The organism is Pseudomonas sp. 05T35 (assembly GCF_056396605.1).
Genome location: NZ_JBFTLU010000083.1, coordinates 1 through 12,754, shown reverse-complemented (window position 1 = coordinate 12,754; position 12,754 = coordinate 1). Strand labels below are relative to the sequence as shown.

General features: G+C 59.5%; 10 protein-coding genes. 4 read left to right on the top strand and 6 right to left on the bottom strand.

Annotated elements, in window-relative coordinates:
• The 3 genes from AC1DH9_RS09085 to AC1DH9_RS09075 form a co-directional block, all read right to left on the bottom strand.
• The coding region (locus AC1DH9_RS09085; RefSeq protein ID WP_477808066.1) for an ABC transporter ATP-binding protein at positions 1-797 on the bottom strand (797 nt) is incomplete at its 3' end.
• Positions 798-1,148: 351 nt separating this feature from the next.
• Positions 1,149-1,778, bottom strand: coding sequence for a response regulator (locus tag AC1DH9_RS09080; RefSeq protein WP_054598191.1), 630 nt, complete (start codon positions 1,776-1,778; stop codon positions 1,149-1,151).
• 95 nt (positions 1,779-1,873) lie between these two features.
• Positions 1,874-4,264 (bottom strand): PAS domain-containing sensor histidine kinase, encoded by a 2,391-nt coding sequence (locus AC1DH9_RS09075; protein ID WP_427544823.1) that lies wholly within the window; start codon positions 4,262-4,264, stop codon positions 1,874-1,876.
• 74 nt (positions 4,265-4,338) lie between these two features.
• On the opposite strand from AC1DH9_RS09075, the gene AC1DH9_RS09070 reads away from it, so the two are divergent.
• Positions 4,339-5,331, top strand: coding sequence for an alpha/beta hydrolase family protein (locus AC1DH9_RS09070; RefSeq protein WP_427544825.1), 993 nt, complete (start codon positions 4,339-4,341; stop codon positions 5,329-5,331).
• A 75-nt stretch (positions 5,332-5,406) separates the two neighbouring features.
• Here AC1DH9_RS09070 and AC1DH9_RS09065 read toward each other — a convergent pair whose 3' ends face one another.
• From AC1DH9_RS09065 to AC1DH9_RS09055, 3 genes are read right to left on the bottom strand one after another with little or no spacing between them, the layout of a single operon-like run.
• On the bottom strand, positions 5,407-6,174 hold the full coding sequence (locus AC1DH9_RS09065) for a TerB family tellurite resistance protein (RefSeq protein ID WP_477808065.1): 768 nt from the start codon (positions 6,172-6,174) through the stop codon (positions 5,407-5,409).
• 1 nt (position 6,175) lies between these two features.
• On the bottom strand, positions 6,176-6,847 hold the full coding sequence (gene murU / locus AC1DH9_RS09060) for an N-acetylmuramate alpha-1-phosphate uridylyltransferase MurU (protein WP_427533029.1): 672 nt from the start codon (positions 6,845-6,847) through the stop codon (positions 6,176-6,178).
• Entirely contained in the window at positions 6,844-7,869 is a 1,026-nt protein-coding gene (locus AC1DH9_RS09055; RefSeq protein WP_427544829.1) for an aminoglycoside phosphotransferase family protein, read from the bottom strand. The genes murU and AC1DH9_RS09055 overlap by 4 nt, the downstream gene beginning before the upstream one ends.
• Positions 7,870-7,999: 130 nt before the next feature.
• On the opposite strand from AC1DH9_RS09055, the gene AC1DH9_RS09050 reads away from it, so the two are divergent.
• The 3 genes from AC1DH9_RS09050 to AC1DH9_RS09040 form a co-directional block, all read left to right on the top strand.
• Positions 8,000-10,804 (top strand): LPS-assembly protein LptD, encoded by a 2,805-nt coding sequence (locus AC1DH9_RS09050; protein ID WP_427544831.1) that lies wholly within the window; start codon positions 8,000-8,002, stop codon positions 10,802-10,804.
• Positions 10,785-12,101: a peptidylprolyl isomerase SurA gene (gene surA, locus AC1DH9_RS09045; protein ID WP_429538950.1), complete on the top strand. Its 1,317-nt coding sequence runs from the start codon at positions 10,785-10,787 to the stop codon at positions 12,099-12,101. Before AC1DH9_RS09050 ends, surA begins: the two co-directional genes overlap by 20 nt.
• On the top strand, positions 12,098-12,754 hold a 657-nt coding region (locus tag AC1DH9_RS09040), incomplete at its 3' end, for a 4-hydroxythreonine-4-phosphate dehydrogenase PdxA (RefSeq protein WP_477808064.1). The genes surA and AC1DH9_RS09040, both read left to right, overlap by 4 nt.

The window sequence follows — 12,754 nt, the reverse complement described above, 5'->3', positions numbered from 1 at the left end:
ACCACGCAGCGGTCGCCGGTGTGGCTGTGCAAACGGCCGTTGAGACGGTTGTTCTCGCCAATGAAGTTGGCAACGAAGGTATTTTTCGGCTTTTCATAGAGCTCGCGCGGCGGCGCGATCTGCTGGATTTCGCCTTGATGGAAGACTGCCACGCGGTCGGACATGGTCAGGGCTTCACCCTGGTCGTGGGTCACGTAGACCACGGTCACGCCGAGGCGCTGGTGCAGGTGTTTGATCTCCATCTGCATGTGTTCACGCAGCTGTTTATCCAGTGCACCCAATGGTTCGTCCATCAACACCAGTTGCGGCTCGAACACCAGTGCCCGGGCCAAGGCCACACGCTGTTGCTGACCACCGGAAAGCTGCGCCGGATAACGCTGGGCGAACGCATCGAGCTGAACCATGCTCAGCACGCGCTTGACCCGGTCACTGACGTCGCTTTTATTCAGGCCACGGACGGTCAGCGGGAACGCGAGGTTCTCGGCCACCGTCATGTGCGGGAACAAGGCATAGTTCTGGAACACCATGCCGATGTCGCGCTTGTGCGGCGGCACGTTGTTGATCGCACGTCCGGCCAGCAGGATTTCGCCAGCGGTCGGTGTTTCGAAACCGGCGAGCATCATCAGACTGGTGGTCTTGCCGGAGCCGGACGGCCCGAGCAAGGTGAGGAATTCGCCTTTGCGAATCTCCAGGTTGAGGTCTTTGACGATCAGGTTCTCGCCGTCGTAGCTCTTTTGCACTCCACGAAAGCTGACCAGAACATCATTCGCTCCAGCGCTTGAATCGACCTCGCTCATACCTGCACCTTTGTATTCTTTATATGTAGGACTGCTGAGGACTAAGCCTAGTGGAGCCTGCCGACCGCGCAAATCGGGGTGCAGGAGAGAATCGCCTCAGCCGGATGGAAGGTTGACTGTAGGGATTCCCCTACAAGGATGGCGGGTTTTGGCATATGCAGCGGCATGCTGTTAGCTGCAAGCCGCAAGAGTCGGCAAAGACGGTCTTGAGAGATGTCGTAAATGGATATGCGTACGCGATCTCTGTGGGAGCGAGCCTGCTCGCGATAGCGGTGGGTCAGTCGACATCGATGCTGAATGACATGCCCTCATCGCGAGCAGGCTCGCTCCCACAGGGTATAGCGGTGTTCTTCAGAGGAGCTTGTGCTCCATCGCGTACTTCACCAGTTCGGCGAGGGAGGTGATGTTGAGTTTCTGCATCAGCCGCGCCTTGTGGGTGCTGATGGTTTTGCTGCTCAACGCCAGTTGCTGGGCGATCTCATTGACGTTGGCACCCTGGGCCAGGCGCTCGAACACCGAAAACTCGCGCTCCGAGAGCAATGAATGCAGCGGCCGCGAATCCGTCAGGCCAACCTCGAAGACCATTCGGTCCGCCAGTTCCGGATCGATGTAACGCCCACCCGCCGCGACTTTGCGAATCGCCGTCAGCAGCAACGCCGGATCGCTGTCCTTGGTGGCATAACCGGCAGCACCGACCTTCAGCGCACGAGCCGCCATTTGCGCCTCGTCATGCATCGACAGCACCAGGATCGCCGGTGGATTGTTCAGTGCGCGAATCCGCGGAATCGCCTCCAGCCCGTTGACCCCGGGCATGGAGATATCCAGCAATACCACCTCGCAGGGAATGTGGCGCAAGGTCTCGAGCAGTTGCTCGCCATTGCTCGCCTCCCCCACCACCAGTAAATCCTTGGCAAGGCCGATCAACTGTTTGATGCCTTCACGGACGATGGTGTGGTCTTCGGCTACCAGTACACGGATCACGCTTTTCTCCTCATTGATGGGTTAAGCGCCGTAAAAGACGCAGCCTGCGGCAGCTACTACAAAGGTACACCCACGGCGCAGGCGACTAACGTTCATCAATCCAGCGGCACACACACGCACAGGGTCGTGCCCTCGCCTGGCTCACTCTCCAGCGACAACTGGCCGCCCATGATCAGCACTCGCTCGCGCATGCCAACCACCCCAAAGGACGTTGGCCTGCCTTCGGGGGCGACAAAACCTACGCCATCATCGCTGACCGTCAGGCACAACTCGTCGCCTTCCAGCACCAGTGTCAGTTCAACAGTATGCGCCTGCGCATGGCGCATGACATTGGTCAGCGCCTCCTGAAGAATCCGGAACAGACCGATAGCCTTGGCGTCGCTGAGGGTCGGCAGGTTATCCGGAACTTGCACCAGACACGGGATCTGTGTGCGCGCTTCGAAACGCCGGGCCTGCCACTCGATGGCAGACGCGATCCCGGCATCGAGAATCGGCGGGCGCAAGGCCGTGGCCACGTCCCGCACCAGTTGGAACAGTTGGGCGATCAGGCGCTTCATGCTGTTGAGACGGTCACTCAAGCCTGGGTCGAGATCGGCGTAGGCCAGTTCGCACATCGAGGTTTCCAGCTTCAGCACCGTCAGCATCTGACCCAACTCATCGTGGACTTCCCGGGCAATCCGGGCCTTTTCCTCTTCCCGCACGCTTTCCAGGTGCGCAGACAGTTCACGCAGTTGCTCGCGGGAGCTAGCCAGTTCCAGCTCGATGCGCTTGCTCTCGCTGATGTCCCAGACAATCCCGTCCCACACGAATGCACCATCGTCGAGCCGGCGCGTGATGGCCTTGATCTCGGCCCAGCGCTGCTCACCCTGGCGGGTGAGAATCCGGCCTTGCCATGACCAGTCACTGTCAGTGTCCAGTGCGTGATCCTGGGTCTGGTGATAACTCGCCTTGTCATCCGGATGTACCAGACTGCGCAGGCCCATGTCGCGTCGGCTCAAGGTTGCCGGTGAATAGCCCACCAGGCTCTCGCTGCCCTCGCTGATGTAGGCAAAGTCGATCTGCCCGGTCACCGGTGCCCGTTCCAGGCGAAAGACCAGGCCCGGCACGTTGGCGGCAATCCCCTGCAACCGTGCTTCGCTTTCCTGCAAGGCAGCCAACGCCCGACGGCGCTCGGTAACGTCGTTGAGGTAAACGACCAGATACTCGCTGTCGCGAAACCGCAAAAAACTCAACGAAACGTCGGCCGGGAGAATGCTGCCATCGGCGCGTACGCAGTTGGTTTCGAAACTTTGCGGCGCGTCCTCGCTGGCCCGGGCACTCCTCCACAGGCTCAACCAACGGTCCATGTGCAACCCGGGTTCGAAGTCGATCAGTGGCCGATCAATGACGCCACCTGGTGCATAACCGAGCATCGCCTCCGCCGCACGGTTGGCGTAACGCACATGACTGTCCCAATTGACCCAGAGGATCCCGACCGTGCTTTGATCAATCGAAAACTGCGTCAGGCGCAACGCTTCTTCGCTGGCCTCGCGCAGGGCAATGTCTTCGCGGGCTGCCAGTAAACGCTGCTCAAGAGTATGTTGCTGACGGCGCTGCCACAGCACGACGGCCATGCTGCTGAGGAACAACACAGCCAACAACAGGCAAAGGTTTTGCCAGAACCCCGGCGACTCGCTCAGGCGCGGGTATTTGGGTTGCAGCCAGCTCGCATGCAACTGCTCAAGATCCTTGGCGGGAATCGCACGCAAGGCGCTTTCGACAATGCCGGCCAACTCCGGCCAGTCGCGGCGGGTCGCCACCCGTAGCAATTGCGGCAAGCCAATATCGCCAACCACCACCAACCCGGAGAATTCGGGTTCGATCGACAAACGGCTGAGTTGGGCTTCATCAACGACAGCGTAGCGGGCCTGTTGAGCCAGCAGCAGTTGCAGCGCCTCACGCTCCGTCGGCACGCCCTGCAAGTTGAGATTGCCGTAAGTGTTGCGTAGATAATCGGCAATCGCGCCAGGCATGCGCACAGCAACCCGCGAATGGCTGTCGAGTTTTTCCAGTTCGATGGCACCGGCGCCCTTCTGTTCGCCGACCACCAGTTGCGGCACACGCATGTACGGGTCGCTGAATTGCCATAGACGCAAGCCGGCGGGGGTTTGGGTCATACCCGGCGCGAGGTCGACTTCACCTTCGCGTACTGCGTCTTCCAGTTGCGCCACATCAGGAAAGTGGCGCCACGAGAACTCGATATTCAGCGAGCGGGCAACCCACTGCATCAATTCGATATTGGCTCCGGACAACCGCTGCAAGCGCCGGTCGTACTGTGCAAAAGGTGCTTGCAGCACCACCCCCACGCGCAGTTCGTTGTGCTCGGCGAGCCACTGGCGCTGCTCGACGCTCAACGGCGCCCCATGCGCAGGCAATGCCGGTGCCGCCCATGCCATCAAGGGAAGCCAGCAACAGCCGATAACCAACAGGCAGCGAAAACGCATCATCCGAAGTCTCACACACTGACAAATACTGACCAACCCATTAGGCTGCCGGGATTACTTCTGGCCTGGAATATCCGATGCCCCCTGTCTACCGCTTGGCACTGCCAGCATTGTGCCTGTCGCTGATCCTGCCTTGTGCCTTTTCAGCTCAGGCTGCCGCCCCGGCATCCGCTGCCGCGGAAAAGCCCGCCGAAGTAAAACCGGCCGAACGCCAGCCTCTGCCAGAGCGTAGCCAGGAAGAAGCCGTCGCTCTCGAACGAACGGTTCCCGCGCAAGAGCAACAGTCGTTGCAGGCTGGCAGTGACAGTTTTCTCGCGCTGTGGAAACCGGCCAATACCAGCACCCCCAAAGGTGCGGTGATTATCATCCCCGGTGCTGGAGAAACCGCTGACTGGCCTCAAGCTATCAGTCCTTTGCGGCAAAAACTGCCCGATGCCGACTGGGGTAGCCTGAGTCTTACTCTGCCGGACCTGCAAAGCAATGCCCCGCAAGCGCGTGTCGTCAACGTCGCACCCGCGCCGGCCAAAACCGAGACTGGCAGCAAAGACGCCAGCACCGCCCCGCCCATCGAGCAAGTGGCCGGCGGTGAAGGAGATATCGCCGATCGCGCGGTTGCCGAGACCAGCGAAGAGCAAGCCAAGGCTGACGCCGAGCGGATCTACGCACGGATCGACGCAGCCATTGCGTTCGCCGAACAACAAAATGCTCACAGCATCGTCTTGCTCGGTCACGGTACGGGAGCTTATTGGGCTGCTCGCTACCTGAGTGAAAAACAGCCATCGCGCATCGAGAAGTTCGTGATGGTTGCCGCACAGACACCCGTGACTGCGAAGCCCGGGCTGGCGGAATTGACCACCACCTTGAAGCTGGCGACCTTCGACATCTACTACAAGGACAAGGTGCTGGTGCAGAGCGCTGCCCTGGAGCGTTTGCAGGCCAGCAAACGCCTGAAGGCCTCGACGTTCAGTCAGCTGGCGCTCAAGACGTTGCCGGGTAATAGTGCTGCCGAACAGGAGCAATTGTTCCGCCGTGTGCGCGGTTGGTTGAATCCGCAGAACACCGGGAGTTGATCGGCGGATACACCGAAGTCCCCGTAAACCAATGTGGCGAGGGGGCATGCCCCCTCGCCACAGAATCAGCGACAGTTAACGAAAATTCCGTCGCTCGCGAATCAACGTATAGGCGCTGTGCAACTCGCGAGTCTTGTCAGTCGCTTCGCGCACCTGAGCAGCAGTCGCCCCGCTGCCGGCAATCTTGTCCGGGTGATGACGACTGAGCAAACGTCGATACGCACGCTTGATTTGCGACGGCTCACTGGTGGCTGACACCCCGAGCACCCGCAGCGCCTCCTGATAAGCCGCGGCACTGTTTACCAGTGTTTTTTTGTGCGGCTCGTAATCACTGGCCAGGGCCTGCACCTGCTCCGGCGTCCAGCCCAGCCACTTGCCCCACTGCGAAATCAGCTCACGCTCCGCGCTTCCGGCACGCCCGTCAGCCCAGACCATCCGCCAACAGGCGCGCAACACACCTTCGGCGGCATGCGGCTGCGCGCTTAAACGGCGCAGGTAGCTGCGCAAGTGATCATGCCCCGACTTGYCACGGTTGAACGCCGCGATTGCGCGTTTCTGCGCCGATTCGCTCATGTCCAGCGAACGCATTTCCTGACGCGCCTGGTGGATATGACCATCCACCACCCGGCCATCGCTCTTGGCCAGGCGTCCCAGCAATACAAACAGTAATTCATCGTTACGCAACATCGGCCGACCGCCGAGTCGCTCACGCAACTGCCCGAGGCTTTGCAGCTGCAAGCGCCGATCCAGCGCCTGCCCCAACAATGCACCGAGTATGGCCCCCGGAATGCTGGCTATCGCAAAGCCCGCTCCGGCTCCGATCAGAGTCCCTGGCCACAACATATCAGTAGCTCGCTTCTATCAAGTGTTCGACGTGCGCCAGACGCTCATGCGTGCCGACATCGACCCAGTGCCCACGCAGTTGCTCGCCGCTCACCTGCCCTTGCGCCATGGCGTCGCGCAACAACGGAGCCAGTTTGAAGGCGCCGTCCGCGCATGCCGCGAAAAGCTTCGGATGCAGCACCGCGATGCCACTGTAGGTGAGCGTTTGCGCACCTGGCTGGCCGTCCCGCACTTGACCATCGACCAGACTGAAATCGCCGCTCGGGTGATGGTCCGGGTTGTCGACCAGTACCAGATGGGCCAGGCCCGCCATCGGCTGACGCAATGCCGTGAAGTCGTAATCGGTCCAGATATCACCGTTGACCACCACAAAGGCGTCATCCCCCAGGAGCGGCAAGGCGCGGAAGATCCCGCCGCCCGTCTCCAGCGGCTCACCTTCCGGCGAGTACTGGATGCTCAGGCCATAACGCGATCCATCGCCCAGGTAATCTTCGATCTGCTGTCCCAGCCAGGCGTGATTGATCACCACCTCGCTGAAACCTGCCGCCGCCAGCGCTCGCAGGTGGTACTCGATCAGCGGCACCCCGCCAACGCGCACCAGCGGCTTGGGTGTGGTCAGGGTCAGCGGACGCATGCGCTCGCCTTTACCGGCCGCAAGAATCATTGCCTTCATGCAGTCACTCCTACCGACTGGCGCAGACTGGCCAGCAACACATCCAGTTCCACCAGCTCAGGACGACGAGCAATCACTGCTTCTATATAAGCAAAGAAGCGCGGCACATCGCCGAGGTAACGCGGCTTGCCGTCGCGGTGGCAGATGCGGGCGAAAATGCCGATCACTTTCAAGTGACGCTGTACACCCATCAGGTCACTGGCACGCAGGAAGTCTTCTAAATCAGGCTGAACCGGAATACCGAGCGCAGCCGCTTGTTGCCAGTAATCCGCCAGCCAACCGCGCACACGCTCCTCGGGCCAGCTGAGAAAGGCGTCCTTGAACAGGCACGTCACGTCGTAAGTTACCGGGCCATACACCGCGTCCTGGAAATCCAGCACGCCGGGGTTAGGCTCGCTGAGCATCAGGTTGCGTGGCATGTAGTCGCGATGCACCAGTACTTGGGGCTGGGCCAGGGCACTGTCGATCAGCTTGTCGCTGACGTGTTGCCAGAGCATTTGCTGTGCCGAATCAAACTCGATGCCCAGCTCGCGCTTCACGTACCACTCGGGGAACAGTTCCAGCTCGCGGCGCAACAGTGCCACGTCATAGCTGGGCAGTGGCGCATCCATCGGCAACTGCTGAAAAGCCAGCAACGCTTGCAAGGCATCCTTGAACAAATCGTCGGCATTTTCGCTGTCGATCACGTCCAGATAGGTCTTGTTGCCCAGGTCATTGAGCAAAAGAAAACCGCGTTCAAGGTCTTGTGCGTAGATTTTTGGCACGTTAATTCCGGATTTCGCCAGTAAAAAGGCGATATCCACGAACGGTTTACAGTTTTCCTGGGGCGGCGGAGCGTCCATCACGACAAAGCTGCGGCCGGCGCCTTCCCAACGGAAGTAACGGCGGAAACTCGCGTCGCTGCTGGCCGCAGTCAATGTGGCCGGGGGTACGGCGCCCCATCCTTGCTCGGCAAACAGCGTTGCCAATTGCTCATCGAGCCAAACTTTCAGGTGTTGCAAGCGTACATCTTGTTCAGGCATTACAAGGGTCTCCGACGGCGCTAGCCGTCAAGCGGGTCATGCTTTATTATCCAGCATCTTTTTCAGACCATCGAGAGGCGTGCGGCCCACACCGCGGGCAGATGGCACGCAGGAAGCCCGGACTAATAAGATGGCATTGAAATCCCCCGCGTTTCGTAAAAAATTTCCGTTGTTGGTTACCGGCAGTTTGCTGGCCCTGCAACCTCTAGCCACTTCGTTCGTGGTCGCCGCGGAACAGTATGACTGCTCAGTCTCTGCTTCGGGTTCCTGGGACTGCGCGCCAAAAGCCAACGCAGCCCAATTACCACCGCGCCCTGTACATGAGGGCAGCGCGGTCCGTTCGGGCAACGAGTCAACGGCCGAGAGCAGCACTGCAGGTGGCGAAACCGCCAACAAGCCTGTGCTGGTCACCGAAGCCAAGGGCCGCGCCCTGAAGTCGCGTAGCGCCGACTACAGTCACCTCGACTGGGTCCCGCGTGAGAAGCTCACCGCTGCCCAATTGGCTGAAACAGGTCCTTATTGCTCTGGTTCCTATATCGAACCAATTCGTCCTGGCATGAATGACACGACGAATAAAAGTGACGCCCCGACCTTTATCGGCGCCAAAGCCTCCCGCTACCAGCAGGAAGAACAGGTGGCGACCCTCGCCGGTGACGTGGTCATGCGCCAGGGCAGCATGCAGGTCGAGGCCGATGAAGCCAACCTGTATCAAGCCGAAAACCGTGGCGATCTGAACGGAAACGTGCGCGTGCGCGACAACGGCGCGCTGATCGTCGGCGATCACGCTGAAGTGCAACTCGACACCGGCGAAGCCCAGGTCGACAACGCCGAATACGTGATGCACAAATCCCGTGTCCGCGGCAGCGCGCTGTATGCCAAACGTGCGGAAAACGCGATCATCCGCCTCAAGGATGGTACGTACACCACGTGCGAACCGAACAGCAACGCCTGGCAGCTCAAGGGCAACAACATCACCTTGAACCCGGCGACCGGTTTCGGTACCGGGACCAACGTGACACTGCGGGTCAAGGACATTCCGGTGTTCTACACCCCGTATATCTATTTCCCGATAGATAACCGTCGCCAGTCCGGCTTCCTGCCGCCAAGCTTCAGCACCAGCAGCAAAACCGGCTTCATGCTGGAAACACCGTATTACTTCAACCTGGCACCGAACTACGATGCCACGCTGTATCCGCGCTACATGAGCAAGCGCGGCATGTTGATGGAAGGCGAGTTCCGCTACCTGACCAAGTCCAGCGAAGGTCAGTTCGGCGCCGCGTACCTCAACGATGACGACACCGAACGCAAGTTACAGTCCGACTACGAAAAAACCCGCTACATGTACAACTGGCAGCACAAGGGCGGACTGGATTCGCGGATATTCACCCAGGTCGACTACACCAAGATCAGCGATCCGTACTACTTCCAGGATCTGGAGACCGGGCAGCTGGGCGTCAAAAGTGTTTCCGACTACGTGAACCAGCAAGGTTCGGTCACCTACCGTGGCGACACTTACAATGCACGCCTCAACCTGCAGGCTTACCAGCTGGCGTCGATTTCGAACATCACGCCTTATAATCGTCTGCCGCAGATCACCTTCAATGGTTTCCTGCCTCAGAAACCTGGTGGACTGAACTTCGCCTACGAAACAGAAGCCGTGCGGTTTGAGCGGAGCCTGCAAACAGGGCAATTTTACGACCAGGACGGTATTGCAAGTAACCGACTCGATACAAACGTCTTCGGCGTGGCGCGCGCCAACGGCAATCGCCTCAATGTGGCGCCAAGCATCAGTCTTCCACTCAACGCGACCTATGGCTTCCTGAAACCAACGCTCAAGTATCAGTACACTCAGTACGATCTTGACCTGGATAGCACAGGTAAAGGCCAGGTCGCCGGTCAGACCGCGGAACAGGATCGCCTCCTCGGCACCTACAGCCGGAATCAGAGTCGTGCGGTTCCTATCGCAAGCATCGATAGCGGTCTGTACTTCGACCGTAATACCCAATGGTTCGGCAAGAACTATCGCCAAACCCTGGAACCTCGCCTGTACTATCTCTATGTTCCCGAGAAAGACCAGAGCAATATCCCGGTATTCGACACAGGCGAGTACACGTTCAACTACGCCTCGCTGTTCCGCGACAACCGCTTCTCGGGCTCCGACCGCGTCGGCGACGAAAACAAACTGTCGCTGGGCGTGACCAACCGCTGGATCGAAGACAACGGCTTCGAACGTCAACGCATCAGCGTTGGCCAGGCCATGTACTTCAAGGACCGCAAAGTACAACTGCCGGGTATCGATGCAACAACCCGTGCCGATGCGCACTCCAACGTCTCGCCGTACGCCCTGGAATATGAATATCACTGGAACCGCGATTGGCGGACCACAGCCGACTACAACTGGGACCCGGACAGCCGTAAACCTCGCTCGGGTAGCGCGATGTTCCACTACCAGCCTGAAGACAACCCGAACAAGGTCATCAACGCCGGTTACCGCTATCGCAATGACATGGTTCGCTACGACCAGACGACGGGTAAGTGGACTGTGGGTGGCGGTGACTATGGCACCCCTGGTACGTCTGGTTTCGTGAAGGATTACTACAAGATCAAACAGCACGACTTCTCGGTGATCTGGCCTGTCGTGCCGCAATGGAATGCCATCAGCCGCTGGCAGTACGACTACAACCGCAACCGCACCCTGGAAGCCTTCGGTGGTTTCGAGTACGACAACTGCTGCTGGAAACTGCGCCTGATCAACCGTTACTGGGTGTCGTATGACGAGTTCAGTCAAGAAGCCCCGCAAAACGAAAAAGGCGACCATGGCGTCTTCCTCCAAATTGTTCTGAAAGGTCTCGGTGGCGTTACTGGCGCCAAGGTAGAGAGCTTCCTCGACAAAGGCATTCAAGGTTATCGTGAACGTGAAGACCAAGCTTTCTGATTGTCTGCGCCCGCTGCTGCTGGGCGCGCTGTTCCTGGGTACCGCGGCTAACGCCGCGGTACAGTCCATCGACAAAGTGGTGGCTATCGTCGACAACGACGTGGTCATGCAGAGCCAGTTGGACCAGCGGGTTCATGAAGTTCAGCAAACCATCGCCAAGCGCGGTGGCGGCACACCACCAACCAGCGTGCTGGAACAGCAGGTGCTCGAACGCCTGATCGTCGAAAACCTGCAACTGCAGATCGGCGAGCGTTCCGGCATCCGCATTACCGATGAAGAACTGAACCAGGCCGTTGGCACCATTGCCCAGCGCAACAACATGACGGTGGATCAGTTCCGTGCGGCATTGACTCACGACGGCCTGTCTTACGACGACGCTCGTGACCAGATCCGTCGCGAGATGATCATCAGCCGCGTTCGTCAGCGCCGTGTGGCCGAGCGGATTCAGGTGTCCGAACAGGAAGTGAAAAACTTCCTCGCCTCCGACCTCGGTAAAGTGCAGCTCTCTGAAGAATTGCACCTGGCCAACATCCTGATCCCAACCCCGGAAAGCGCCAATTCGGAAGCGATCCAGACCGCTGCACGTCAGGCCATGGAGATTTATCAGCAACTCAAGCAGGGTGCTGATTTCTCTCAACTGGCCATCGCCAAATCGGCAAGCGACAACGCACTGGAAGGCGGCGACATGGGCTGGCGTAAAGCCGCTCAACTGCCACCTCCGTTCGACCGCGAGCTGAGCGCGATGTCAGTGGGTGAAATCACTCAACCGGCACGTACACCAGGCGGTTTCATCATCCTCAAAGTGTTGGAAAAACGCGGCGGCGGCAATCAGGTGCGTGACGAAGTACACGTTCGCCACATCCTGATCAAGCCAAGCGAAATCCGCAGCGAAGAAGAAACCAAGCGTCTGGCGCAGAAACTCTACGATCGCATTTCCGCGGGCGAAGACTTCGCTGAACTGGCAAAAAGCTATTCGGAAGACCCGGGCTCCGCCCTTAACGGTGGCGACCTCAACTGGATCGACCCGAACGCACTGGTGCCGGAATTCCGCGAAGTAATGGCCAAGACCCAACAAGGTCAGCTGTCCAAGCCGTTCAAGACTCAATATGGCTGGCACGTTCTGGAAGTCCTTGGCCGCCGCGCCACCGACAGCACCAACCAGGCCCGTGAACAGCAGGCCATGACCGTACTGCGTAACCGCAAATACGACGAAGAGCTGCAAACCTGGTTGCGTCAGATCCGTGACGAAGCCTACGTTGAAATCAAGCTCCCTGGCGTCGACCAGGCAGCGAAGTGAACCCCAAGCGTTTTGCGCTGACACCCGGCGAGCCAGCCGGCATAGGTCCTGACCTGTGCCTGCTACTCGCCTCGCAAGCCCAGCCACATCCCCTGATTGCCATTACCAGCCGCGACCTGCTCCTTGAGCGGGCCGCGCAGCTGGGCGTGGTTGTCGATTTGCTGCCGGTAACACCGGACAATTGGCCGGACGTTCCTGCGCCGGCCAACAGCCTGTATGTCTGGGATACACCGCTCAGCGCACCGGTTACCGCCGGTCAACTGGACAAGGCCAACGCCGCCTTTGTCCTGGAAACCCTGACCCGCGCCGGCCAGGGCTGCCTGGACGGGCACTTCGCCGGAATGATCACCGCCCCTGTGCACAAGGGCGTGATCAATGAGTCGGGCATTGTCTTCTCCGGCCACACCGAGTTCCTCGCAGACCTGACCCACACTCCTCAAGTGGYGATGATGCTCGCCACACACGGCTTGCGAGTCGCGCTGGTTACCACGCACCTRCCGTTGCGGGAGATTGCCGATGCAATCACCCCTGAACGCCTGGAGCGGGTCACACGGATTCTGCACACCGACCTGCAACAAAAATTCGGCATCGCCCAGCCACGCATCCTCGTTTGCGGACTCAACCCGCATGCCGGCGAAGGCGGACACCTGGGC

Excerpts from the sequence above, each read along its gene's own strand:
- AC1DH9_RS09075 (WP_427544823.1), bottom strand. The coding sequence starts at position 4,264 with ATGATGCGTTTTCGCTGCCTGTTGGTTATCGGCTGTTGCTGGCTTCCC.
- AC1DH9_RS09070 (WP_427544825.1), top strand. The coding sequence starts at position 4,339 with ATGCCCCCTGTCTACCGCTTGGCACTGCCAGCATTGTGCCTGTCGCTG.
- murU (WP_427533029.1), bottom strand. The coding sequence starts at position 6,847 with ATGAAGGCAATGATTCTTGCGGCCGGTAAAGGCGAGCGCATGCGTCCG.
- AC1DH9_RS09055 (WP_427544829.1), bottom strand. The coding sequence starts at position 7,869 with ATGCCTGAACAAGATGTACGCTTGCAACACCTGAAAGTTTGGCTCGAT.
- AC1DH9_RS09050 (WP_427544831.1), top strand. The coding sequence starts at position 8,000 with ATGGCATTGAAATCCCCCGCGTTTCGTAAAAAATTTCCGTTGTTGGTT.